The organism is Brachybacterium muris, assembly GCF_016907455.1.
Classification (GTDB): Bacteria; Actinomycetota; Actinomycetes; order Actinomycetales; family Dermabacteraceae; genus Brachybacterium; species Brachybacterium muris.
The window spans coordinates 1,624,584-1,649,161 of the sequence record NZ_JAFBCB010000001.1 but is presented as its reverse complement, the minus strand read 5'-3'; the positions used below and the strand labels follow the sequence as shown (position 1 = coordinate 1,649,161).

At 71.0% G+C, this 24,578-nt stretch carries 18 protein-coding genes and 1 pseudogene; 12 read left to right on the top strand and 7 right to left on the bottom strand.

Annotation, left to right across the window (positions count from 1 at the left end; genetic code table 11):
- Positions 1-85 precede the first annotated feature (85 nt).
- Entirely contained in the window at positions 86-811 is a 726-nt protein-coding gene (gene fabG, locus JOD52_RS07620) for a 3-oxoacyl-ACP reductase FabG (protein ID WP_204409266.1), read from the top strand.
- A gap of 60 nt (positions 812-871) precedes the next feature.
- Entirely contained in the window at positions 872-1,399 is a 528-nt protein-coding gene (locus JOD52_RS07615) for a SixA phosphatase family protein (RefSeq protein ID WP_017822551.1), read from the top strand.
- A gap of 23 nt (positions 1,400-1,422) precedes the next feature.
- Here JOD52_RS07615 and serB read toward each other — a convergent pair whose 3' ends face one another.
- Both serB and glgC read right to left on the bottom strand, forming a co-directional pair.
- Positions 1,423-2,097 (bottom strand): phosphoserine phosphatase SerB, encoded by a 675-nt coding sequence (serB, locus tag JOD52_RS07610; protein WP_017822552.1) that lies wholly within the window; start codon positions 2,095-2,097, stop codon positions 1,423-1,425.
- Positions 2,094-3,332, bottom strand: a complete 1,239-nt coding sequence (gene glgC, locus JOD52_RS07605) for a glucose-1-phosphate adenylyltransferase (protein WP_204409265.1) — start codon at positions 3,330-3,332, stop codon at positions 2,094-2,096. Before glgC ends, serB begins: the two co-directional genes overlap by 4 nt.
- Before the next feature lie 79 nt (positions 3,333-3,411).
- Here glgC and glgA point away from each other — a divergent pair, with 79 nt between their 5' ends.
- Complete coding sequence (gene glgA, locus JOD52_RS07600; protein ID WP_204409264.1) at positions 3,412-4,608, top strand: glycogen synthase; 1,197 nt, start codon at positions 3,412-3,414, stop codon at positions 4,606-4,608.
- 35 nt (positions 4,609-4,643) lie between these two features.
- Here glgA and JOD52_RS07595 read toward each other — a convergent pair whose 3' ends face one another.
- Together JOD52_RS07595 and JOD52_RS07590 are read right to left on the bottom strand one after the other, a co-directional pair.
- On the bottom strand, positions 4,644-5,423 hold the full coding sequence (locus JOD52_RS07595) for a hypothetical protein (protein WP_204409263.1): 780 nt from the start codon (positions 5,421-5,423) through the stop codon (positions 4,644-4,646).
- Positions 5,420-6,985 (bottom strand): RNB domain-containing ribonuclease, encoded by a 1,566-nt coding sequence (locus tag JOD52_RS07590; RefSeq protein WP_204409262.1) that lies wholly within the window; start codon positions 6,983-6,985, stop codon positions 5,420-5,422. The genes JOD52_RS07595 and JOD52_RS07590 overlap by 4 nt, the downstream gene beginning before the upstream one ends.
- Before the next feature lie 59 nt (positions 6,986-7,044).
- Between JOD52_RS07590 and JOD52_RS07585 the strand changes: the two genes are divergently transcribed.
- From JOD52_RS07585 to JOD52_RS07560, 6 genes are all read left to right on the top strand, one after another.
- Complete coding sequence (locus JOD52_RS07585) at positions 7,045-7,839, top strand: ABC transporter ATP-binding protein (protein ID WP_204409261.1); 795 nt, start codon at positions 7,045-7,047, stop codon at positions 7,837-7,839.
- A 34-nt stretch (positions 7,840-7,873) separates the two neighbouring features.
- Positions 7,874-8,698, top strand: a complete 825-nt coding sequence (locus tag JOD52_RS07580) for a TrmH family RNA methyltransferase (protein ID WP_204409260.1) — start codon at positions 7,874-7,876, stop codon at positions 8,696-8,698.
- 745 nt (positions 8,699-9,443) lie between these two features.
- Positions 9,444-10,988, top strand: a complete 1,545-nt coding sequence (locus JOD52_RS07575; protein WP_239551831.1) for an HNH endonuclease signature motif containing protein — start codon at positions 9,444-9,446, stop codon at positions 10,986-10,988.
- Between the two features lie 207 nt (positions 10,989-11,195).
- The gene (locus JOD52_RS07570; RefSeq protein ID WP_204409259.1) at positions 11,196-12,053 is read left to right on the top strand and encodes a hypothetical protein; all 858 of its coding nucleotides are present in this window, start codon (positions 11,196-11,198) and stop codon (positions 12,051-12,053) included.
- Complete coding sequence (locus JOD52_RS07565; protein WP_239551830.1) at positions 12,053-13,777, top strand: DNA polymerase Y family protein; 1,725 nt, start codon at positions 12,053-12,055, stop codon at positions 13,775-13,777. Before JOD52_RS07570 ends, JOD52_RS07565 begins: the two co-directional genes overlap by 1 nt.
- A gap of 104 nt (positions 13,778-13,881) precedes the next feature.
- Entirely contained in the window at positions 13,882-17,322 is a 3,441-nt protein-coding gene (locus tag JOD52_RS07560; RefSeq protein ID WP_204409257.1) for an error-prone DNA polymerase, read from the top strand.
- Positions 17,323-17,325: 3 nt separating this feature from the next.
- Here the strand turns inward: JOD52_RS07560 and JOD52_RS07555 are convergent, their stop codons facing one another.
- A complete protein-coding gene (locus tag JOD52_RS07555) occupies positions 17,326-20,100 on the bottom strand; it encodes a YhgE/Pip domain-containing protein (RefSeq protein ID WP_204409256.1) in 2,775 nt (924 codons plus the stop codon).
- A complete protein-coding gene (locus JOD52_RS07550; protein WP_204409255.1) occupies positions 20,097-22,859 on the bottom strand; it encodes an MMPL family transporter in 2,763 nt (920 codons plus the stop codon). The genes JOD52_RS07555 and JOD52_RS07550 overlap by 4 nt, the downstream gene beginning before the upstream one ends.
- A gap of 203 nt (positions 22,860-23,062) precedes the next feature.
- Here JOD52_RS07550 and JOD52_RS16995 point away from each other — a divergent pair.
- Positions 23,063-23,212: pseudogene (locus JOD52_RS16995) on the top strand (TetR/AcrR family transcriptional regulator); the annotation flags it as partial.
- A 17-nt stretch (positions 23,213-23,229) separates the two neighbouring features.
- On the opposite strand, the gene JOD52_RS16990 reads toward JOD52_RS16995, so the two are convergent.
- Complete coding sequence (locus JOD52_RS16990; RefSeq protein ID WP_239552499.1) at positions 23,230-23,382, bottom strand: hypothetical protein; 153 nt, start codon at positions 23,380-23,382, stop codon at positions 23,230-23,232.
- A gap of 99 nt (positions 23,383-23,481) precedes the next feature.
- On the opposite strand from JOD52_RS16990, the gene JOD52_RS16985 reads away from it, so the two are divergent.
- Together JOD52_RS16985 and JOD52_RS07540 are read left to right on the top strand one after the other, a co-directional pair.
- The gene (locus JOD52_RS16985) at positions 23,482-23,721 is read left to right on the top strand and encodes a hypothetical protein (RefSeq protein WP_239552498.1); all 240 of its coding nucleotides are present in this window, start codon (positions 23,482-23,484) and stop codon (positions 23,719-23,721) included.
- 9 nt (positions 23,722-23,730) lie between these two features.
- Positions 23,731-24,528 (top strand): queuosine precursor transporter, encoded by a 798-nt coding sequence (locus tag JOD52_RS07540; protein ID WP_204409254.1) that lies wholly within the window; start codon positions 23,731-23,733, stop codon positions 24,526-24,528.
- The last annotated feature ends 50 nt before the right edge of the window (positions 24,529-24,578 follow it).

The window sequence follows — 24,578 nt, the reverse complement described above, 5'->3', positions numbered from 1 at the left end:
GGCCAGGTCCCCCCGAAGGTCCTGGCCTCTCTCGACACGTATCGTAGAGCACACCCCTTATCAGTCCCCTCATCCAGGAGAGCCGATGTCCGATCCCGTCACCGAGCCGCGCAGTGTCCTGATCACCGGAGGCAACCGGGGTATCGGCCGGGCCATCGCCGAGGAGTTCCTGCGCCGCGGGGACAAAGTCGCGGTCACCAGCCGCTCCGGCTCCGGCGGGCCCGAGGGATCGATCACCGTCGCCGCCGACGTCACCGACGGCGACAGCCTCGACGCGGCCGTGAAGGCCGCAGAGGAGGCCAACGGCCCCATCGAGGTGCTGGTCGCCAACGCCGGGATCAACGATGACCAGCTGCTGATGCGCATGAGCGACGACTCCTTCGAGAACGTCGTGGACACCAACCTCACCGGTTCCTTCCGCATCGTGAAGCGGGTGATCCGCTCGATGATGCGCAAGAAGAAGGGCCGGATCGTGCTGATCAGCTCGGTGGTGGGCCTGTACGGATCCCCCGGGCAGATCAACTACGCAGCCTCCAAGGCAGGCCTGGTCGGCATCGCCCGTGCGCTCACCCGTGAGCTCGGTTCCCGCGGCATCACCGCGAACGTCGTCGCCCCCGGCTACATCGACACCGACATGACCGCGCAGCTCTCGGACGAGCTCCAGGACTCCTACCGCAAGTCCATCCCGGCCGGCCGCTTCGCCGACCCCAGCGAAGTGGCGCGCGTGGTGGCGTTCATGGCGAGCGACGACGCCGCCTACATCTCCGGAGCCGTGATCCCCGTCGACGGCGGCCTCGGCATGGGACACTGATCCCGGCCGCATCGATCCCGGCCCCACGAACCCCGAGACACAAGGTGTGATCGCTCCCTCATGTCATCCTCCGACCCCGACAGTCGGCTCCTGCTGCTCATGCGACACGGCAAGGCGGACAGCGGTGCCGGCCAGCCGGACCACGAACGACGCCTCACCGACCGCGGCCATTCCCAGGCCCAGCTGGTGGGGGAGTACCTGGAGTCCCAGAACGTGCGCCCCACCCGAGTGTTCGTCTCGGACGCTGCCCGCACCTCGGAGACCTGGCAGCACGTGCTCTCCACGATGCACGGCTTCGACGGCCAGGCCACGTTCCACGAGGAGATCTACAGCGGCGGCACCGCCGAGCTGCTGGACCTGATCCGCTCCACCGGCGACCAGGACACAGTGGTGATGGCCATCGGTCATGAGCCCACCATGTCCAGCCTCGTCGCCCAGCTCGCCGATGACGAGTCCGACGCCGGTTCCGTCGCGCAGGCCCGGATCGGCCTGCCCACCGGCGCGATGGGGGTCCTCTCCGGGCCGCTCGCGCACTGGGCGGACCTCGACGAGAGCGCCCTGACGCTGCACACGATCGTCCGACCCTGAGGGCATGGCGCCGCTGGGACCCTTCAGGTCCGGGCGGCGGCCTCCAGGTGCGGCCACACGTCCATCAACGTGCCGTCAATGACCACGTCGGCCGCTTCCCGAAGCGCGGGCTTCGCCCGGAAGGCGATGCCCGTGCCAGCTGCCTGCACCATCGCCCGATCGTTGGCGCCGTCACCCACCGCCACCACCCGGGAGCGGGGCACTGCATGAGAACGAGCCAGCTCCTCGAGGGTGTCCAGCTTCGCCCGGCCATCGATGATCGGCCCGTCCAGGGTGCCCGTGAGGCGGCCGTCGCGGATCCCGAACCGATTGGCGACCACATGGTCGATCCCGGCCGACGCCGCGAGTTCGTCGATCACCTCGTGGAAGCCGCCGGAGACCAGGGCCGTCACCCATCCGGCTTCCCGCGCCCGGCGCATCAGCTCCAGCGCCCCCTCGGTGGGTACCAGCACCTCTCGCACCTGTGCGAGCACCGCTGCGGGAAGACCCTCCAGCAGCGCCACCCGCTGCCGCAGTGAGGCGGAGAAGTCCAGCTCCCCACGCATCGCAGCCTCGGTGATCCGCTCCACGTCCGCGCGCACCCCGGCGTGCTCGGCCACCAGTTCGATGACCTCCTGCGTGAGGAAGGTGGAGTCGACGTCGGAGACCAGGAGACCTGTCACGCGAACGGTGCCGGTCGCGCCGGCGGCACCCGTCACGGTTCGAGGACCGTGCCCTTGCCGATCACGGTGATCCCGGACTCGGTGACCACGAAGCCGCGGGCCCGGTCCTGCTCCGCGTCCAGACCGATCTGGGTGCGGGGAGGGATCACCACGTTCTTGTCGATGATGGCGCGGTGGATCTGGCTGTGGCGGCCGATGGAGACGCCGTCCATCACCACCGAGTCCGAGACCGAGGACCACGAGTTCATGCGGACCCCCGGTGAGACCACCGAGTTGGAGACCTGCGCGCCGGAGATCACCACCCCGGGGGAGATGATCGAGCCCACGGCCGAACCCATGCGGCCCGGCCCTGCGTGCACGAACTTCGCCGGCGGCACGGTGCGGTGCCCGGTGTAGGTGGGCCAGTCCTCGTTGTACAGGTTGAACACCGGGTGGATGGCGATCAGGTCCATGTGGGCGTCGTAGAACGCGTCCAGGGTGCCCACGTCCCGCCAGTAGTCACGATCGCGGTCGGTGGAGCCGGGCACGTCGTTGTCGATGAAGTCGTACACGCCGGCGGCGTCCTGCTGGACGAAGTACGGCACGATGTCGCCACCCATGTCATGCGCGGCGTCGTCGTCCTCCGCGTCCTTGGTGACCGCCTCCACCAGCGCGTCGGCGGTGAAGATGTAGTTGCCCATGGAGGCCAGGATCTGGGTGGGATCGTCCTCCAGCCCGGTGGTCTCCTTCGGCTTCTCCACGAAACGGGCGATCGTGGACGGGTCCCCCGGGACCGTCTCGATGACGCCGAACTGGTCGGACATCTCGATCGGCTGGCGGATGGCTGCCACCGTACACGCCTTGCCGGAGGCGATGTGCGCATCCAGCATCTGGGAGATGTCCATGCGGTACACGTGGTCGGCGCCGACCACGACCACGTAGTCGGGCTTCTCGTCGTAGATCAGGTTCAGCGACTGGTAGATGGCGTCCGAGGAGCCGCGGTACCAGTGCTTGCCCATCCGCTGCTGCGCGGGGACGGGGGCCACGTAGTTGCCCAGCAGCGAGCTCATGCGCCACGTCTGGGAGATGTGCTTGTCCAGGGAGTGCGACTTGTACTGCGTGAGCACCACCACGCGCAGGTAGCCGGAGTTGACGATGTTGGACAGAGCGAAGTCGATCAGGCGGTAGATCCCGCCGAAGGGGACGGCGGGCTTCGCCCGGTCGAGGGTGAGCGGCATCAGGCGCTTGCCCTCTCCGCCTGCGAGAACGATGGCGAGGACCTTTTTCTGCATGAGTCGAGGATAATGCAGAGGTGGTGTCCATCACGTCGTCGAACGGCCCTCGGACGAAGGTGCCGGAGGAGGGATCGCTATGCGCGTGGATCTGCTGACCAAGGAGTACCCGCCGGAGGTGTACGGCGGGGCCGGTGTGCACGTGGCCGAGCTGAGCGCCGTGCTGCGCCACCACATCGAGGTGCAGGTGCGCGCCTTCGGCGCAGATCGTGACGAGACCGACACCACCTCCTACCGCCCTCCGGCAGAGCTGGACGGTGCCAACGCCGCTCTCAGCACCCTGGGCACCGATCTGCTGATCGCCCGTGACTGCGAGGGAGCGGACCTGGTCCACTCCCACACCTGGTACGCGAACTTCGCCGGGCACGTGGCCTCCCTGCTGCACGGGATGCCGCATGTGCTCAGCGCCCACTCCCTCGAGCCCCTGCGCCCGTGGAAGGCGGAGCAGCTGGGCGGCGGCTACCGCCTCAGCTCCTTCGCCGAGCGCACCGCCTACGAGTCCGCCGCGGGGGTGATCGCTGTCTCCGCCGGGATGCGGGAGGACATCCTGCGCTCCTATCCGTCCGTCGATCCGGCCCGCGTGCACGTGGTGCACAACGGTATCGACATCGAGCAGTGGTCCCCGAACCCCGAGACCTCCGCTCTCACCTCCCGCGGTATCGATCCCGAAGCACCGACGATCGTGTTCGTCGGCCGCATCACCCGGCAGAAGGGCCTGCCCTACTTCCTGCGCGCCGTGCGGGAACTTCCGGCCGACTACCAGGTGGTGCTGTGCGCCGGCGCCCCGGACACCCCGCAGATCGCCGCCGAGGTGGACGAGCTGGTGGGGGAGCTGCACCGCGACCGCGGCAACGTGCACCTGATCACCGAGATGCTGCCCCGCACCGACCTCACCCAGATCCTCACCCACGCCACCACCTTCGTGTGCCCCAGCGTGTACGAGCCGCTGGGCATCGTGAACCTCGAGGCGATGGCCTGCGGCACCCCCGTGGTGGCCTCCGCCACCGGCGGCATCCCCGAGGTGGTGGTGGACGGTGAGACCGGGTACCTGGTCCACTTCGACCAGCTCACCGACGGCACCGGCACCCCGACCGACCCGGACCGCTTCGTGGCCGACATGACCGACGCCCTGGTGCGGATGGTCTCGGACCCGGCGCGGGCCCGCGAGATGGGCGAGGCATCACGGCGTCGGGCCGCCGGGCACTTCTCCTGGACCTCGATCGGTGAGCGCACCCTGGAGGTCTACAAGCAGGTGCTGGAAAGCTACGACGGCTGAGGGCGGTTGAGAACGGCTGGCTGAGGGCTGCTCAGTCAGCCGGCAACATCCGCGGCGCGCTCGACGGTCTCGACTAGGGCCTCGCGGGCCGCGTCCCGCAACTGCTCCAGGATCGTGCGGCGTGCCTGGTCGTCGGCGAGCCCCCGAGCATGCGGGGAACCCGCAGTGAGCTCGTACCCGGTGAGAACCAGGACCCGCCCCGCGAGCTCCAGCAGATGGGCGTCCGCGGCGCTCAGATGACGGGGCGGGACGGAACGGATCCAGCTCAACGGCAGCTCGTCCGCGGGGATCGGCTCATCGGGCACCAGGTCCAGGTCGACGGTGGAGCGGGCGGCGGCCTGCATCACCCGCAGCAGCTGCTCGCGGGCAGTGCCGGAGCTCGGGGTGGGCGGCAGACTCGCACCTCTGGGCGCGGGGTAGTGCATCCAGTCCACCAGGCCGATCGGCCCGTCGACGGAGGACACCGGCGTGACCTCGGGAACCAGGGTGTGGTCGGGCAGCCCGGCAGCGGTCACCACCACGGCCTGTTCGCAGGCCAGGGCCGCCTCGACCGCCTCCGGTGGTCCCACGAGCCCGGCGATCCGGCCCGGTAACGGCAGCACCAGACGCAGGTGGAGCAGCGGGATCCGCCGCAGCGAGGTGAGCCAGTCGAACAGCTCGACCCCCTCCGCACCGTGCCGGTCCCTGCCGCTGCCCAGGCTGAGCTGGGTGATGTCATCGGGCCCTGCATCGCCTCGCAGGTAGGAGGCGGCGTGCATCATCAGCGCTGCAGCACGGGGCAGCGCCAGGTACTGCGCGCGAGCGGCGGCGCTCACCGGTCGCCGTCGGCCGATGCCGACAGGTCGCCGGCCGGCACGAAACGGGCCGTGCCGTGCCGGGGGTCCACCGAGTCCAGGCGCACCCGCACCACGTCACCGGGACTGGCATCCATCGGCACCCAGGCGGTGACCGGCGGGTCGGTCAGCTGCACCTCCACCCGGGTGGGGCTGCCGTTGCTCGTGCCCTTCCCAGATTCCTTCGACGGCGTGGCCTCACGGCGCTCGATCACCGAGGCGTCGAACTCCTCGCCCACGAAGGCCCGCAGGGCAGCGGTCTCCACCAGCTCGATCGCGTGCCGCTCCAGTTCCCCGGCCTTCGCCGCGGTGGTGCGCATCGCCTCCGGGATCGCCTCCAACGCCTGCAGCAGGGCCGGTTCCGGGGTGCGGCCTGCGGCGTGGGCGTGGCACACCAGCAGCACGAAACGATCCACCAATCGTCGCAGCGGCGCCGTGGCATGGGCGTACGGCGCTGCGATTGCGGCCTGCGCGGGATCATCCGGGACCTCCTGCGCAGTGGTGAAGGCGGCATAGGAGGCACCGCGGAACAGGGAGGTGGCCTGGTTCAGCAGCGCCAGGTGCCCGGGATCGCGCCAGTCGAGGGAGCGCAGGAAGTCCCCGTAGGCGACGTCCTTCGGCCACGGGGTGCCCAGCACCTGGGACTGGCGCCGGAAGCGCTCGATGGCCTGAGGCTCCGCAGGGGGCATGGTGCGCAGGATCCCGGCGCCGTGCTCCAGCATCAGCTGCGCGGCAGCCATCCCCGTCATCAAGGAGATCTGCGCGTTGGCCTCCTCGATCGGGTTGGGGCTGCGCCAGGTGAGCAGAACATGGTCGCCATCGCCCTCCACTTCCTGCTCGGGCACGTTCAGGCTGGCCCCACCGCGTGCCGCCTCCTGCTGCTGGCGCAGGTCGCCGATCTCCTGCAGCAGCTGCATCATCGGGTGGCCCTGGCCGGCATCGAGCTGTTCCTGCACCGTGTCGTAGTCGAGCTTGGCCACCGAGCGCACTGTGGCCCGCTCCAGGTCGATGCTCTGCACGGCGCCGGCCTGGTCGAGGTCGAAGATCCACACGAAGGCGGGGGTGTCCTGCTCGGGCAGCAGGGACGCCACGCCCTCGGAGAGGACCTCGGGGTGCAGGGGGACGCGACGGTCGGGCAGGTACACGGTGGCGCCGCGCCGCCGGGCCTCGGTGTCGATCGCGCCGTCCAGGTCCACGAACAGCGGGACGTCGGCGATCGCGTACAGCACGCGATACCCGGCATCGGTGCGCTCCAGGTGCATCGCCTGGTCCAGATCGGTGGAGGACTCGGGGTCCAGCGTCACGAACGGCACATCGGTGCGGTCGATGCGGTCGATGCGGGCAGTGTCGTCGGCCGAAGCAGCACTTCCGGTACGGGGTGCCGCCCTGCCTGCCACGCGCTCGGCCTCCGCCAGGACCTCGGCGGGGAACTCGAGGGGCACCTGGTCGCGGTACTCCTCCAGCAGGGCGTCGATGCCCTGGGAGATCTCCTGGGCGGCGACGGAACCGCGGGTGGCGTGGAGGGAGACGGGACGGAGCGGCACGGTGACCTCCTGCTGGGCGGATCCGGGCTCAGTCAGTCTAGGGGCGATAAGCTCGACCCATGGCCGTTGCTGCAGCTTCCCTGAACGATGTCGTCGTCCGCCGCAATGGGCGCGACATCCTGTCCACCGTGAACCTGACCATCGCCGAGGGGGAGCGCTGGGCAGTGCTCGGCCCCAACGGCGCCGGCAAGTCCACCCTGGTGCGCCTGCTCTCGGCGCGACTGCACCCCACCAGCGGCACCGTGGACCTGTTCGGCGAACGTCTGGGCCGCACCGACATCTTCGAGCTGCGCCCCCTGATCGGGCTGGCCAGCCAGGAACTGGCCGAGACGGTGCCGGTCGAGGAGAAGGTGCTCGACGTGGTGGTCACCGCCGGGTACGGCATCGTGGGCCGCTGGCGCGAGCAGTACGACGACCTGGACCTGGACCGCGCCCGCGTGCTGCTGGACGCCTTCGGTGTGGCCGACAAGGCCGACCGCATGTTCGGCACCCTCTCCACCGGTGAGCGCAAGCGCGTGCTGTCCGCGCGCGCCCTGATGACCGACCCGGAGCTGCTGCTGCTGGACGAGCCCGCCGCCGGGCTGGACCTGGGCGGCCGCGAGGAGCTGGTGCGCACCCTCAGCCAGCTCGCCAAGGACCCCGCCACGCCGGTGACCGTGCTGGTCACCCACCACGTGGAGGAGATCCCCCCGGGCTACACCCACGCCCTGCTGCTGCGCGAGGGCGGCGTGGTTGCCGCCGGCCCCATCGCTGAGACGATCACCTCGCAGAACCTCACCCGCGCTTTCGGGCTGCCGCTCGTGGTGGAGCAGCGCGGGGAGCGGTTCACCGCGCGCTCGCTATCCCTGTCCTGACGGCGCAAGCCCCGAGCTCGCCCCGCCTGGCCCCGTGACCTCCCAGATCCGTCGCATCCTGGACCCCGCCGATCCGGTCCTGGACGACTACCTGCGCATGACCGATGTGCGCCTGCGCTCCCGCATCGAGGTGGAGCGCGGCCTGTTCATGGCCGAGAGCTACGAAGTCATCTCCCGGGCGATGGACGCCGGCATGGAGCCCCGCTCCTTCCTGATGAGCGAGAAGTGGCTGGAGAAGTTCGAGCCCCTTACCTCCCGCTTCCCCGACGTGCCGGTGCTGGTGGCCGACGAGGCCCTGCTGGAGCAGATCACCGGCTTCCACCTGCACCGCGGGGCACTGGCTGCGATGCACCGGCCCGCACTGCCGCCCGTGGCCGAGGTGCTGGCCGGGGCCCGTACTGTCGCGGTGCTCGAGGACATCGTGGACCACACCAACGTGGGTGCCATGTTCCGCTCCGCTGCGGCACTGGGGGTGGATGCGGTGCTGGTGAGCCCGCGCTGCGCCGACCCGCTGTACCGCCGCTCGATCCGGGTGTCGATGGGCACCGTGTTCCAGGTGCCGTGGACCAGGCTCCGGGAATGGCCGGCCGACGTGGACCGCCTGCGCGAGGCCGGGTTCGACGTTCTGTCCCTGGCCCTCTCCGATCAGGCGTGTGCGCTGGATGCCGTGGACCTCGGGCCGGAGCGCAAGGTCGCTTTCGTCCTCGGCACGGAGGGGCACGGGCTCACGCCCGCCACGCTGCGGGCCGTCCCGGACCACGTGGTGATCCCGATGGCCGGGGGAGTGGACTCGTTGAACGTGGCTGCCGCCAGCGCCGTGGTGTTCTGGCAGCGCCGGGCGATGCTCTCGGCGGGCTGACACTGTTCCTCGTCCTCCGGGGCCCAGGGGTTCTGGGTTCCTGGGTTCCTGGGTTCAGGTTCCTCCCCCATGTAGGGTTTTCCACCGGGTCATCCCCATTCTTGGTGAGCAATGAGGGTAAGCGGGGGATGGTTGAGCCACATCGTTCGGTTATCCACAGGGATTGCCCCGTCTGACTGGGAGGTGTTCCTCCCCAGGGGTCGGTTATCCACAGGGATTTCCCCGTTTGGGGGCCGAGTTCCTCCCCAGGGGTTGGTTATCCACATTTCTGGGTGAGAGTGGGGTCTGCCCGCAACCCCGCAACTCCGCATTTCCACCGGTCCATCGGCCCATAGCCCCGCGACTCCGCCGACCCACCGGTCCGCCAGCCCACTCTTCCCGCAGTTCACGAACGCTGCACTGGTCGGCGTATGGCGCCGGTAGTTGTCTCCATCGGCCCACCCTCCCGCCTTCATCGCCTTTCGGTGTTCCTCCCCAATACCGTGTTTTCCACATTCTTGTGCACATTTCCGGGTGGGGCTTGAATTGTCGGAGGTGGCCTCTAGGATCGAATCAATCAAGTAATCAAATCGGTCCGTGGGCAAGGGGGTGTGTGATGGGCGGCATGGGTGAGTTGCAGGACGATCCGCGCAAGCGCAGTAGCGATCAGGTCGACGACTCGGCCTGCGTGGCACTGCCGTCGCCTTCACCCCCGGGTTCGACGCAGTCATCCGCTGCTGACGGGCGCGCGCACTCCCCAGCACTCATGCCCGCCCCCGATCTCGTCCCCATCCCGGACCCTGTCCCTGCGCCCCTGACTGCTGCCCCCGCTGCTGGTGTGGTGGTGCCGCCGGGTGGGGATCTGGAGGATCCGATCCTGGGGGGCCTGCTGACCGATCCTGGGCTGCAGGAGATCTGGGCTGAGGGGCCGGCCGAGTCCCGCCGCCAGGCCGCCCACTACCGGCGCCTGGCCGCGTTCTGGCGGGAGACGGAGATCCCCAAGGACGCGGACCCGGCCTGCCTGGACGTGTACGAGGCAGAGACCCTGGCGGTGGCTCTGGCGCTGCGCTGCACCCGTGGTGTCGCGTTCCACCGCATCAACGACGCCCACCGGGCCCTCACCAGCTTCCCGCGGTGCTTCGCCCGGCTGGAGGCCGGGGTGTTCCCGGTGGAATGGTTCGGGCGTCTCCTGCTCCGCACCCGGATGTTTCCCGAGCCGGACCTCGCCGCCCTGGACGCCCAGGTCGCGTCGTGGCCGCTGGATGTCACGGTCGAGCAGTACCGCCGCAAACTCTCCCACGCCCTGACCCGTATCGAAGCATCCCGTGGGACCCCCGCCCAGCACACCCCCGAAGGCCGCCGCCGCGTGGACCTGCTGCCCGTGGGGGAGGACGGTATCGGCTGCCTCCAGGTCACCGGGCCGATCCCGGAGATCCTGGACCTCGCCCAGCGCCTGGATGCCGCAGCCCGCGCGATCCAGGACACCCAGCGCCGCGCCCTCGAAGCCGGCGAACCCCTGCCCTTGGATGCCACCGGCGCCGTCGAAGCGCACGGCAAGCCCCTGTCCCTGGCCAGGATCCGGTACGAGCTGCTCACCGGCGCGACCCTGGACACGGACGGGGTGAAGGTCCCGGCAGCCCGTTTCCGTCTCACCGTGACCGTCCCGGCCCTGACTCTGCTGGGCATCTCCGAGGAACCCGGCACCCTGGACGGCACCATCCCGGTCCCCGCGTCGATGGCACGGGAGCTCGCCGGGGACAGCGAGGTCTGGTACCGGGTCCTGACCGATCCCGCATCGGGCGCGTTCCTTCCCCTCTCAGCAGACACCTACCGGCCGAGCAAGCCGATGCTGGAGCACCTCCGCCTGCGGCACGCGACCTGCGCGGTCCCCGGCTGCACCCGGGCCTCCTCGTGGGCCACCGAATGCGACCACATCCAGGAATACGACCACACGAACCCCGAACAGGGCGGGCAGACGGAGGTAGAGAACCTGCACCTGCTGTGCTGGATGCACCACCGGCTCAAGACCACCGGCCTGCTCGACCCGATCCGCCACCCCACCCCCACCACGAAGCCCGGGGTGACGCAGTGGGAGATCCGTGCCGGAGCATCGGTCGCGGTCCGGGACGACACCGACCTGGCCACCCCCGCCACGATCGCCGACCTCACCGCCGCCTGGGCCGCCTACCAGGACCACCGCGAACAACGCGCCCTCACCATCAAACACCGCAAACAACAACGAGGGACACCTGACCCCGGCGACGAACCCCCAGCCCGTCCGTCCCCGTACGACGAACCCCCACCCTTCTGACAGATCGCAGGGGTTACGACGAGATCGATCAAGGATCTGCGCCCGCGGATCCTCGTCTGTCACACCCCTCCACCATGCTTCGTACAACTGTTCGAAGCGATGACCTGCTGTCCTTGAGGCTCTCCGAATGTCGGCGTAGAGTTCGAACGCCTGTTCGAGTAATGCGGCGATACGAAGTGCCCTGGGCAGCAGAGCGGAGGTGGATCCATGACAGCGGTGACCCGCGAGAACCCTGTGCAGGAGGAGCGCCTGGCGCAGGCACGCGCCGTGCTCTCTGCGGCGGAGCGCAGCGCTGCCCGCTGGGGTGGGCGGATCGACCGCACCGCGCTGCGGCCTGTCCAGGGGGCGCCGTCCGAGCCGGCATCCACCCGGCATGACGCCTCTCCTGGGCTCGTCGACGACGTCACCGGCACGCGCCTGCCCGTCCCGGACCCCCTGGCCGATCTGTTCCCCCGGGCAGGGGTGCGGGCCGGCAGCTCCGTCGCGGTGCAGGGGGCGGCCACCACCTCCCTGCTGCTGTCCCTCGCGGTCGCCGCCGCGGGGGAGGACTCCTGGTGCGCGGTCGCTGGGATGGACGATCTCGGGCTGCGCTCCGCTCTGGACGCCGGGCTGGATCCCTGCCGTCTCGCCCTCGCGCCCGCCGGCGGGGAGCAGCGTCCCCAGGTGCTCTCCACCCTGGCCGATGGGGTGGGAGTCCTGGTGCTCGGGCCCGACCTCGACCTCGCCCCGGCGCTGTGGCGCAGCCTGCTGGGCCGGGCTCGTGCCGCCGACACCCTGGTGCTGGCCGCCCGTCCGCCCGGCACCGCCGACATCACCCTGCACACCACCAGCCGCGGCTGGACCGGGCTGCAGGCAGGGTCGGGGCGGCTGCGCCGGCGCCGTCTGCATGTCACCTCGAGCGGGCGGGGCATCGCCGGGCACCGGGATGTCGAGGTGCTGCTGCCGCAGGTGGGCGGGGCGATCAGTGAGGCGCCGCTGGTCCCGGCAGGGGCCGGGCGCGGGGTCGCCGCCAGCGGAGCCAGCGGCGGTCGGCCTGCCCTGCATCCCGTACGGAGGGCCGGATGATGGGAACCTCCACCACCGTGCCTGACACGGGCACCCCCACCGGCAGCCCCGCCACCCGCACCGCCGCCGTGATCGTCCCGGACTGGCCGCTGGTGGCCGCCCTGGACCGCCACCAGCGCCGCACCGACTCCGAACCGGTCGATCTCGCACTCACCCCAGTGATACTGCTGGATCAGCACCGGGTCACCCATGCCGGGTCCGCCGCCCGGCAGGCCGGGGCGCTGCCGGGGATGCGTCGCCGTGCAGCCCGCGCCGCCTGCCCCGACGCCCTGGTGCTGGAGGGCGACAGGGAGAGCGAATCAGCTCTGTTCGAGCTGGTGGCCGCCGCGGTGGACACCGTCGCCGCCGGGGTGGACGTGCTGCGGCCCGGCACCCTGCTGATGTCGGCCCGCGGCCCTGCCCGCCATCACGGCGATGAGTCCACGCTCGCCGAGCACATCATCGACGCCGTCGCCGACCTCACCGGCTGGGACTGCTCCGTGGGCATCGCCGACGGCCCCTTCGCAGCCCTGCTCGCTGCCCGCGCCGGCAGGATCGTGCGACCCGGCCGCTCCGGCGACTACCTGGCCCCGCACCCCATCGCAGCCCTGCGCGACGCCCCCGTCGGCCCCGGCTGGGGACACCGCGGCCAACCGGCCGCCACCCGGGCCGAGCGCCGCCTGGACCTGCCCGAGACGGTGGACCTCCTGCAGCGTCTGGGCATCGCCACCCTGGGGGACCTGGCCGCACTGCCCGCCGCCTCGGTGGCCGACCGCTTCGGCCCGGACGTGGCCACCCTGCACCTGCTGGCCACCGGCCAGGAGCCCGCCCCGCCCGCGGCGCACCACCCCACCCAGCCGATCCTGGCCGAGGCCGCCCTGGACCCACCCCTGGTGCGCACCGACCAGGCCGCCTTCGTGGCCCGCCCCCTGGCCGAGCAGTTGCACACGATGCTGGTGGAGCGGGGCCTGGTGTGCACGCGGCTGCGGATCGTGGCCCGCACCGAGGGCGGCGAGGAGATGGAGCGCACCTGGCGGCACGACGGCGCGCTCACCGTGGCCGACGTGGTGGACCGCATCCGCTGGCAGTGCGACGGCTGGATCACCCGTGCCCGCTTGGGTGGGCCCGCCACCGGGGCGATCGTGCGGATCGGTCTGCACCCCCTGCAGCTGGCGCCCGCCGGGCAGAACGCCCCCGCCCTGTGGGGCAGTGCCGGGGAGGCGGCCCAGCGGGCAGCCCGCGCCTTCGCCCGTGCGCAGGGCCTCGCGGGGGAGGACGCCGTGCAGGTGCCGGTGCTGGTGGGCGGGCGCCTGCTGGCTGAGGAGGTGCAGCTGGTGCCCTGGCGCGCCGAGAAGCCTGCACCGCGCCACGGCCCCTGGCCGGGGTCCCTGCCGCGACCGGTGCCGGCCACCGTGTTCCGTACCCCGCCACCGGTGCTGCTCCAGGACGCGCACGGCAGCCCGGTGGTGGTCACCGCCCGCGGTCTGCTCAGCGCCCCGCCGGCCCGTCTGCTGGTGGCCGCACCCGGCGCCCCCGCCCTGCAAAGGGCAGGGCTGCGTGCGGGCACCGCGCTGACGGTGCTGGCCCACGGTGCCCCCACCGTGATCGACGAGCGCTGGTGGACACCCGGCGGCAATCGCGCGGCGCGTCTGCAGCTGGTGCTCGCGGGAGCCGGTGACGAAGAGACAGCGGTGCTGGCCCTGTCCCGCACCGGCGAGTGGTTCCTGGAGGGGATGTATGACTGAGGTGACCCACAGGAGGAGCAGAACAGCCGACATCTTGAGTACTGGGAGAGCCCCCATGGCAGTGACACCGTCGTGACCGGGCAGCACCGCAGGAGCACCGTCTGATGGCCGGCTGGTTCCTGGGGCCGCCCGCGTGGAAGGACCTCGAGGCGATCCTCTCGGACCGTCCCGCGGAGCTGGTCTCCCCGCCGATCACGGTCGAGCACACCGGCCACCGCAGGCCCGCCCAGCCCGATCAGCCCCGCTCCGCCCACCGGGTGGACTACGCCGAGCTGCACGCCCACTCCCACTTCAGCTTCCTGGACGGCGCCTCCAGCCCCGAGGAGATGGTGGAACAGGCCGCGCAGCTGGGCCTGACCGCCCTGGCACTGGTGGACCACGACGGGCTGCCCGGGGCGGTGCGCTTCGCCCGCGCCGCCCGCGAACAGGGCCTTTCCACCGTGTTCGGCGCCGAGCTCACCCTGGGCCTGGAACCGGGCGCCGAGCACGCCGGGACCGTCCCCGTGCGCTCCGCGCCCCGCACCGGGGTGCCCGACCCGGACGGCGAGCACCTGCTGGTGCTGGTGCGCGATGAGATCGGGTACCGGGAGCTGTCCTCCGCGATCGCCCGCGCCCACCTCGACAGCGGCGAGAAGGGCGTGCCGCGCTACCGCCTGTCCGAGCTGTCCCGCATCGCCCACCAGGGGCACTGGCAGATCCTCACCGGCTGCCGCAAGGGATCGGTCACCCGCGCTGCCGCCGCGCACCTCGAGGCCGGTGACCTGGATGGCGCCGCCCACGCCGCGGCCGAGGCGATCGCCCGGCTGATCGACCTGTTCGGCCCCGGCAACGTGGCCGTCGAACTGGTGGCCGGCGGGGGAGGAGCCGCCGATGAGCTGCACGACGCCCTTGCCCAGGGGGCCCGCCTGGTACGCGAGAACCACGGCCTGGACCGGATCACCCTGCCACTGGTGGCCTCCACCAACGCCCATTACGCCGATCCCTCCGGCAAGCACCTGGCCGACACCCACGCCGCCCTGCGCGCCGGGGTGCCGCTGGCCCAGGCCGACCCGTACCTCCCGGACCGTCTGGCGCACCTGCGCAGCGGCGAGGAACTGGCGCACCTGCTTCCCCGCTACCCGCAGGCCATCAGCGACGCGGCCCGGCTGGGGCGGGAGTGCGCCCTGGACCTGCGGCTGCTGGCCCCGGACCTGCCGCCGTCGCCGGTGCCGGCCGGGCACGACGAGGCCAGCTGGCTGGTGGAGCTGGTGGAGATCGAGGGGCGCGCCCGATACGGGCCCCGGCCAGGGCCCGACGGTGCCGAACGGGTGCCCGGGGCATGGGCGCAGATCGACCACGAGCTGAAGGTGATCACCGACCTGCATTTTCCCGGCTACTTCCTGATCGTGCACGACATCGTGGCCTTCTGCCGGCGTGAGCGGATCCTGTGCCAGGGCCGCGGGTCGGCCGCGAACTCCGCGGTCTGCTACGCGCTGGGCATCACCGCCGTCGAACCCGTCGGCCATCATCTGCTGTTCGAACGGTTCCTGGCACCGGAGCGGGACGGGCCGCCCGACATCGACATCGACATCGCCGCCGACCGTCGCGAGGAAGTGATCCAGTACGTGTACCGGCGCTACGGCAGGGAGAACGCCGCCCAGGTCGCCAACGTCATCACCTACCGGGCGAAGCTCGCGGTGCGCGACGCCGCCCGGGCGCTCGGCTACGACCCCGGTGCGCAGGACGCCTTCTCCAAGCGCATCGAGCGCTCCTTCTCCTCCCTGGCCGAGGCGCAGATCCCCGCGGACGTGATGGCCCTGGCCCAGCAGCTGCGGGATGCCCCACGGCACCTGGGCATCCACTCCGGGGGCATGGTGCTGTGCGATCGGCCGGTGATCGAGGTGTGCCCGGTGCAGTGGGCGGCGATGGCCGACCGCAGCGTGCTGCAGTGGGACAAGGACGACTGCGCCGACGCGGGCCTGGTGAAGTTCGACCTGCTGGGCCTGGGGATGCTCACCGCGCTGGACCACTGCCTGCGCCTGGTGGCCCACCACCACGGGCAGTCCTACGAACTGCGCACCCTGCCGCAGGAGGACCCGGCGGTGTACGACATGCTGTGCACCGGTGACAGCGTGGGCGTGTTCCAGGTGGAGTCCCGCGCCCAGATCTCCACCCTGCCGCGGCTGAAGCCCCGCGAGTTCTACGACCTGGTGGTGGAGGTGGCGCTGATCCGGCCCGGCCCCATCCAGGGCGGCTCCGTGCACCCTTACATCCGCCGCCGCAACAAGGAGGAGCCGGTCACCTTCATCCACCCGCTGCTGGAGAAGTCCCTGGGCCGCACCCTGGGGGTGCCGCTGTTCCAGGAGCAGCTGATGCAGATGGTGGTGGACGTCGCCGACTTCACCCCCGCCCAGGCCGACCAGCTGCGCCGCGCGATGGGCTCCAAGCGCTCCACCCAGAAGATGCTGGAGCTGTCCGACGCACTGTTCGCGGGGATGGCCCGGCACGGCATCAGCGGGGAGGACGCCGAGGCGGTGCACCGCAAACTGCTGGCCTTCGCCAACTACGGCTTCCCCGAGTCCCACGCCTACTCCTTCGCCTACCTGGTGTACGCCAGCTCCTACCTCAAGTGCCACTACCCGGCCGCGTTCACCGCCGCCCTGCTGCGCTCCCAGCCGATGGGCTTCTACTCCCCGCAGTCCCTGGTGGCCGACGCCCGCCGGCACGGCGTGCTCACCCGCGGGCCCGACGCGCTGCGCAGCGCGGCCCGCACCGACCTGGAGTGCGACGAGGAGCACCGCCCCTACCAGGTGCCCGATCACGACCCCGGCCCGCAGGTGCAGGGGGAGCAGGCCCGTGGCGGGCCCGCGATCCGCCTGGGCCTGGACCAGGTGCGCTCCATCAGCACCGATACCGCCGAGCAGATCGTCGCCGAGAGGGAGGCGCACGGCCCCTTCACCTCGGTACCGGACCTGGCCCGGCGGGTGGGGCTGACGGCCCGACAGCTGGAGGCACTGGCCACCGCCGGAGCCCTGGACGCGCTGGCCTCCTCACGCAGGCAGGCGCTGTGGGCGGCCGGGGCCGCCGCCCAGGAGTCCCCGCACACCCTGCCGGGCCTGGCGGTGGGGGCACGGGCGCCGATGCTGCCGGGGATGAGCGACGGTGAGCTCGCCTCGGCCGACGCCTGGGCTACCGGCATCACCCTCGATGACCACCCGATGGTGCTGGTGCGGGAGCATATGGGTGCCGAGGGGGTGCTGGCGATCGGTGAGTGCCGGGACGTGGAGGACTCCACCCGGGTGCGGGTGGGCGGGGTGATCACCCACCGGCAGCGGCCGCAGACGGCCAGCGGCATCACCTTCCTCAGCCTCGAGGACGAGACCGGGATGCTCAACGTGGTGTGCTCGGCCGGGTTCTGGTCCCGTCACCGGGCGCTGCTGCGCACCTCCCGCGCCGTGGTGCTGCGGGGCATCGTGGAGAACCGCACCGGGGCGGTGAACCTGGTGGCCGACGGCGTCGAGCATCTCGAACTGACAGCCGCGGGCACCTCCCGGGACTTCCGGTGAGGGTCAGGCCGCGGCCGGCACCATGCCCACCGCGCCGTGCTCGGTGCGGCGCGAGCTACGGGCGTTGCGAGTGGCCACGAGGGTCACTACCACGCCGATCAGAGCCCACGCCAGGATCGAGCCCAGCACACTGCCCAGCGAGGTGACCTGGCCACCGAGGGCCGCGTGCACCAGCCCCTGGGAGACGACCGTCAGAGGCATCAGGTCGCTGACCGACTGCAGCAGCGGGGGAGCGGTCTGCACCGGCACGATGCCCACCAGCGCCACGGCCTGCAGCACCAGCAGCAGGACCGACACGATCCGGCCGATGCGATCGCCGCACAGGGCCATCAGCGCCTGGTGCAGCACCGCGAACATGATCGCGCCCGCCAGCGCCACCACCCCCACACCGAGCGGCGACACGGGGGACACACCCATGGCGGTGATCACCGCGAGCACAGCCACGGCCTGCACCACGGCGATGCCCACGGCCGGGGCCAGGGAGCGCAGCGCCACCTGCCACATCGGCAGGGCCCGGTCCAACAGACGCCCGGACAGCGCCGGCAGCAGCAGGAACGTCGCGAACGCGCCCATCCACAGTGCCAGGGCAGCCACGAAGGGGAAGGTCGCAGTGGAGGCACCGGCGGCCTCGTTCTGACGCTCGGCGACGGAGGTGATCGGCTCAGCACCCATCTCGGCCATCCGCTCCCGCTCCGACTCGGAGTAGGTGGGGACCGAGTCTGCGCCCTCGCGCAGACCGGTGGCCAGCTCGTCGGTGCCGTCGGCCAGCTCCGTGCTGCCATCGGCCAGCTGACGGGTGCCGTCAGCCAGCTCCTCCGTCCCGGAGGCCAGCTCACCGATGCCACCGGCCAGCTCGTCACTGCCCTCGGCGAGCTCACGGGTGCCGTCGGCCAGCTGTCCTGCGCCATCGGCCAGTTCACCGGCGCCGTCGGCGCTGGAGCGGGCACCGTCAGCGAGCTGTCCGGCTCCGTCGGCCAGGTCATCGGCGCCGTCGGCGCTGGCACGGGTGCCGTCCGACAGCTGGGCGAGACCACCGGAGAGCTCACCGGCGCCATCAGCGGCGTCCCGGGCGCCGGTGGCGAGCTCGGAGGCGCCGTCGGAGAACTCGCCCACGCCATCGGCGTAGGCGTGCAGCCCGTCGGCCAGCTGACCCACGCCGTCCACCAGCACAGGGGCGGAATCGGCGCTGGTCCGGGCACCGGTGGCCAGGGCCTGCGCCGGAGCGATCAGGCCCGGGTTCTCGGCGGTGCCGTCGCCGTTGAAGGCGGTGTCGACGCCGCCCGCGAGGGCAGCGGTGCCGTCGGCGATGCCCGACGCACCATCGGCGACTCCGCGGGTGCCGGTGACGAGACCGGGATTGCCCTCGGTGCCGTTCAGACCCTCGTCCACGCCCTGGACGTAGGCGAGGTTGCCCTCGGCCTGGGTGCACAGGGCCCGGGCACCTAGGTCAGCAGGATCCGCGTCAGCGACAGCGCATGTCTGGGCCTCGAGCGCCCGTGCCAGGTCCAGCATGCTCGGGACACCGGCGGCCTCGTCCCCGGCGATCCCATCGCGCAGTTCCGCGGTACCGTCCGCCACCTGCGTGGCGCCGTCGGCCACGCCGCGGCTGCCCGCGACCAGGCCAGGGTTCTGCTCGGTTCCGTCACCGTTCAGTCCGACGCTTAGACCGTCGTAGGCGCTCTGCACACCGTCGGCGTAGCCCTCCAGGCCCGTGGCGAGCTGGTCGGCGCCGGCCACCAGGCCCGGGTTCTCCGGGGTGCCGTCGCCCTCGACGCCGCTGCGCAGCGCGTCCGCACCGTCCAGCAGACCCGGCTCGGTGTCGGTACCGGTCAGACCGGTCTCCAGTGCGGTGGCGCCGTCGGCCAGTTCCTCGGTGCCATCGGCCAGCTCATCGAGGCCGGTGGCGAGCTCGTCGGTGCCGGAGGCCGCGCCCTCGACGCCGCCCGCCAGCTCGTCCAGGCCCGTGGCCAGGTCGCGGCTGCCGCCGGCGACCCCGTCGGTGCCGTCGGCCAGGCCGCCCAGTCCGTCCGCCAGCTGGCGGTTGCCATCGGCCGCCGCGCGGGTGCCATCGGCAAGGCCCCATGCGCCGTCGGCCAGTTCGCGGGTGCCCCCAGCGGCCTCATCGGCGCCATCAGCGAGTTCCTCGGTGCCGTCGGCGGTCTGCCCCAGACCGTCGTCGAGCTCGGAGGTGCCGTCGGCCAGTTCGCGGGCACCGTCGGCGGCCTCGTCGAAGCTGGACTGCAGGTCGTTGAACCCGAGGTAGATCCCGTCGAGGTACTGACGGGCCATCTCCCCGCCCATGGTAAAGGCCGAGGCCTGCGCGACCGCGGTGCCCACCAGTGCGTTCAGCTGCCCACTGGCATCGTTGGTGGTGACCTGGAGCTGCGCCTGGACCGCGTCGGGGGTGCCCAGGGTGCCCACCTTGTCGGAGAAGTCGGCGGGGATGGTGACCACCGCGGCATAGGTGCCGTCGCGCAGGCCCTGGCGGGCGTCCTCGGCGTCGGTGAGGCGCCAGTCGAAACCGGTCATCTCCGGTGCTTCCTGACCCTCGACGGTGCCGGGCTGGGTGAGTGCACCGGCCAGCAGCCGGCCGAAGGGCACCATCTGCTCCTCGCCGTCGACCTCCATGGTGGTGCCCTCGTCGAGGTTCACCACGGCGGCGGGCACCTCGTCGATGCGGTCGACGCGACCGCTGAGCGCCCACATGCCCACCGCGGCCACCAGCAGTGGCAGCAGGAGGACGACGATCAGGGTGCGGGGGTGGCGCAGGCGGTTCATACCAGGGCTCCTTCAGGGGCGGGGGAGCGGTGCAGTGCAAGGGCGGTGAGGCGGGTGGGATCCTGCAGGGACTCGTGCAGATGACGCTCGGCGTCCAGGGCGTGCTCGGAGCGGGAGCCGATCACCACGGTGACGCCGCGCTCCAGCAGCTCGTCCAGGAGCTGGATGGTGTGGTCCTCGGTGACGGTCGCGGCGTGTGCGAGGTCCTCGATCTGCTCGATCACCACCACCCGGTGTGCAAGGTCCTTGCCGGTCACGTCCCGGAGCCGAGCGGTCACGTCGGTCCGCGGGCCGATCCAGTGGGTGCGGCCCTGGACGGCGCCGGTGTCCTGCGGCAGCAGCCGGTCGTGCAGGGCGACGATCCCCTCGGTGGGGGAGAGGCGGCCCGCGACCAGGGACAGGAAGGCACCACGGGCTGCGTCGTCGGCGCTGCGCACCACCAGCAGGGTGCCGGGGGTGATGGACCCGCTGAGCGGTCCCAGCGGTTCGCCGTCATCGGGGGTGGGGACCACGGCTCCGTCCAGTCGCAGGGCTGCCTTGCCGTTCTGCTCGGTCCAGCGGCGGTGCTCGAGCACGTGCGCCAGGCCCTCGCCCTCGACGTCGACCGTGGGGAGCAGGCGGTCCAGCCATGCCGGCAGCGTCCAGGCGCGCGGGCCCAGCAGGGCCAGCACCGCGGGCACCAGGGTCATGCGGACGATGAAGGCGTCCACCAGCACACCGACAGCCAGGCCGATCGCGATGGGCTGCAGCATGAACCAGCCGGTGGTGATGAACCCGGCGAACACGGCGACCATGATCAGGGCGGCGGCGGTGACCACGGGGGCGCTGCCGGTGAAGCCCTTCTCGATGGCGCGCCTGGCATCACCGGAGTGGACGTACTCCTCGCGCATCCGGGAGACGAGGAACACCTCGTAGTCCATGGCCAGGCCGAACAGCACACCCATCACGAAGATCGGCATGAAGGCCACCACCGGGCCGTTGACGCTCACGAAGAACAGATCGTTCATCCAGCCGTACTCGAAGACCATCGCGGTCACGCCGAAGGCTGCACCCACGGACAACAGATAGCCCAGCGACGCCTTGATCGGCACCCAGATCGAGCGGAACACCACCATCAGCAGTATCAGCGACAGGCCCACCACGAAGATGCCGAACGGCAGCAGGGCCTCCGAGAGCATGTCGGTGACGTCGATGCCGACGGCGGTCGCACCGGTCACGGTGACCTCGGAGATGCTGAACTCCTCCTCCCAGGTGGGGCCGGCGTCGCGCAGGTCTTGCACGAGGTCCTTGGTGGACTGCTCGGTGGGGCCGCCCTCGGGGACCACGGCGATCACCGCCAGGTCGGCGCCGCGGTTGGGGGTGGCGATCTGGATCTCGCGCACGTCGGGGTGGGAGGCGATCTCGTTCTCGAGCTGCTCCACCACGCCGAGCGGATCGGTGGTGTTGATGATGTCGGCGGTGACCAGCAGCGGACCGTTGTACCCGGGGCCGAACTCCTCGGCGATCAGGTCGTAGGTGTCGCGGGCGGGGGTGCCGGGCTGCTCGGTGCCCTGGTCGGGCAGGGCCAGCTCCAGGTCCTTCAGCGGGACGGACATCGCACCGACGCCCAGCACCACCACCAGGATGGTCAGGGCCGGGACCTTGGTGACAAGGCGCACCCAGCCGGTGCCGAAGGGCTTCTTCCGGGGGCCCTGCTGGGGGTCCTCGGCAGGCAGGGTGCCTCCGTTGTCCGCCATCAGGCGGCGCACTTTCCTGGGGCGCAGTCTCTCGCCGAGCATGCCCATGATCGCGGGCAGCATCGTCACCGCCACCAGCACGGACAGGGCCACGGTGGCTGCAGCTGCCACACCCATGACGGTGACGAAGGGGATGCGGGTGACGAACAGGCCCACCAGGGCGATGATCACGGCGATGCCGGCGAAGATGACGGCGCTGCCGGAAGTGGCCAGGGACGTGCCGATGGACTCGGTGACGTCGTCGCCCTGCTCGAGGTTGCCGCGATGGCGGTGCAGGATGAACAGCGCGTAGTCGATGCCCACGGCCAGGCCCAGCATCGTGCCGAGTGCGGTGGTGACCGAGGGGATCTCGATCCCGGCGGAGAGCGCCACCAGGGCCAGCATGGAGATGCCCACGCCCATGATCGCGGTGACGATCGGGATGATCGCCGGCAGGAACGAGCGGAAGATGATCGCCAGGATGATCAGGGCCACCACGATGCCCAGCACCTCACCGATGCTGAAGGGGATCTCGGCGCTGTTGAGCACCTGACCGCCCAGGTGGGCCTCCAGCTCGGGGGTATTGGCGGCCTCGACGATCTCCAGCACCTCACTCGGCGCGGATGCGGGGAACTCACCGATCTGCCCGTCCAGCTGGAACTGGGCGATCAGGGCGGTGTCGTCCTGGTTGCGGGTGCCGGGGGAGAGCTCGTCGAAGGGGGAGGGAGCCACCTCCACGCCCTCCACCTCGCCGATCGCCGTCATCGTCTCCTCGATCGGCCCCTGCAGTTCGTCCACCGTGGTGCCGTCGGTGGTGCGGAAGACCACCTGGCCGGAGGTGCCGCCCATCTCGGGGAAGCGGGTGGCGAGGTTGTCGATGCCGGCCTGCCCCTCCGTGCCGGGGATCTCGAACTCGGTGGAGAAGGAGCCGTTCAGCCCGAAGGCGAGGGCGGCGACCGCGATCAGCAGGGCCGTCCACAGGGCGACGATCTTCCACCCGGCCGCTGCCATGGCGCGACCGAGTCGGTACAGGGAGGAGGACACACGATCTCCAGATCGGGATTCGACGGATGGCGAAGTGGCGGCACGGGCACGCGCTGGCCGGATGCGAGGACGCATTCGAGACAGCCATGCACTCGATACACGAATGTATCAATGGGATACTATCCAGAACCTGAGTGCTCGCCCAGGTGCACGACGCGAGTGAGAGCATCAGCACCCGATCCCTCCGCGCCCCTGAAGGACCCATGACCGATCTGTTCGAACCGCTCCCGGAATCCGCCGCCACCCGGCGCAAGGAGAACACCCGCACGCGCCTGGTGCGGGCCTCGCTGGACGTGTTCGTGGAGAAGGGGATCGACGGCGCCACCGTGGACGACCTGGTGACCGCGGCAGGCTTCACCCGCGGAGCGTTCTACTCGAACTTCTCCACCAAGGAGGAGGTGTTCGACGAGCTGTTCGCCTCGGTCACCGAGGAGCTGCTGGCGATCATGGGTCGGGAGCTGATCGAGGCGATGCCCGCCGGCGGCGAGGCGCCGGCCGACGACGCCACCGTGATGGTGACCATCTTCGAGGCGATCCGCCCTTCGGACGCCAGTGGTACCTGCTGTACTCCGATGCGGTCTCCCGCTCGCTGCGCGACGTCGAGCTGCGGGATCGGCTCACCGTGCACCGCGAACGTCTGCGCGACGAGATCGGCCAGCTGCTGCTGGCAGGCATGGAGGTCAAGGGGGAGCGGCCCCTGTTGCCCGTCGAGGACCTGGCCCAGCTGCTGGTGGGCGTGTTCGTGGACCTCATGCTGCGCGAGCAGATGGACGGCCGCGACGTCACGGACCTCGCGGCCACCACCATCCTGGGCACCCTGCGGGCATTCGTGGTGCCGGAGGGCGACCCCCGGGCTGTGTAACCTGCCCCGGTGAACACACGAAAAGACACCCACCCTGGACGCCCGGCCGGCGCCGTCTACGCCGACCGGGGTTCCTCGCACTTCGACATCCTGTTGGCAGCCATGGTCACCGTGGTGATCCTCTCCGGCATCGGCGCCGCCAAGGGCGTCAGCTTCGGCACGGTCCCCGGCACCGGTTTCGAGATCATCACCGACGGCGGCTTCTTCCTGTTCCCCCTGGCGTACATCCTCGGCGACGTCATCACCGAGCTGTACGGCCCTCGCTCCGCGCGCCGCGCGATTATCACCTCCTTCACCGTGAGCGTCATCGCCACCCTCAGCTACCAGGTGATCATCGCCCTGCCCCCGTTCCCCGACGACTACGGCCTGGCGAAGCAGGAAGCCCTCGAACTCGCCCTCGGCCCCGTCTGGATCGTGGTGGTGGCGGGCTTGGCAGGCTTCGCCGCCGGGCAGTCGCTGAACTCCTTCCTGGTGAGTCGCATGAAGCAGCGCACAGGCGAGCGCGGCCTGATCGGCAGGCTCTTCACCGCCAGCGGCCTTGGCGAACTGGTGGACACCATCATCTTCTGCACCATTGCCGCGGCCGCGATCGGCATCACCACCGTGGAGCAGTGGGCGCAGTACACGATCCTCGGATTCCTCTACAAAGTGCTGGTCCAGTACGCCGCGATCCCCGTGACCGCCTGGGTGATCCGCTGGCTGAAGCGCACCGATCCCACATACCAGGCTCGCCTCGTGGGGGAGGCCGCTGACGCGGACCCGGGCGCCTCGACGATCGTCGCAGGGGACGCCCCGACGAAAGCCTGAGGGGCAACTCCCGACTCGGGCCGCTCGGTCAACCCCACGGTGAACCCCTG

Excerpts from the sequence above, each read along its gene's own strand:
- fabG (WP_204409266.1), top strand. The coding sequence starts at position 86 with ATGTCCGATCCCGTCACCGAGCCGCGCAGTGTCCTGATCACCGGAGGC.
- JOD52_RS07615 (WP_017822551.1), top strand. The coding sequence starts at position 872 with ATGTCATCCTCCGACCCCGACAGTCGGCTCCTGCTGCTCATGCGACAC.
- glgC (WP_204409265.1), bottom strand. The coding sequence starts at position 3,332 with ATGCAGAAAAAGGTCCTCGCCATCGTTCTCGCAGGCGGAGAGGGCAAG.
- glgA (WP_204409264.1), top strand. The coding sequence starts at position 3,412 with ATGCGCGTGGATCTGCTGACCAAGGAGTACCCGCCGGAGGTGTACGGC.
- JOD52_RS07585 (WP_204409261.1), top strand. The coding sequence starts at position 7,045 with ATGGCCGTTGCTGCAGCTTCCCTGAACGATGTCGTCGTCCGCCGCAAT.
- JOD52_RS07575 (WP_239551831.1), top strand. The coding sequence starts at position 9,444 with ATGCCCGCCCCCGATCTCGTCCCCATCCCGGACCCTGTCCCTGCGCCC.
- JOD52_RS07570 (WP_204409259.1), top strand. The coding sequence starts at position 11,196 with ATGACAGCGGTGACCCGCGAGAACCCTGTGCAGGAGGAGCGCCTGGCG.
- JOD52_RS07565 (WP_239551830.1), top strand. The coding sequence starts at position 12,053 with ATGGGAACCTCCACCACCGTGCCTGACACGGGCACCCCCACCGGCAGC.
- JOD52_RS07560 (WP_204409257.1), top strand. The coding sequence starts at position 13,882 with ATGGCCGGCTGGTTCCTGGGGCCGCCCGCGTGGAAGGACCTCGAGGCG.
- JOD52_RS07555 (WP_204409256.1), bottom strand. The coding sequence starts at position 20,100 with ATGAACCGCCTGCGCCACCCCCGCACCCTGATCGTCGTCCTCCTGCTG.
- JOD52_RS16990 (WP_239552499.1), bottom strand. The coding sequence starts at position 23,382 with ATGGTCACCATCACGGTGGCGTCGTCGGCCGGCGCCTCGCCGCCGGCG.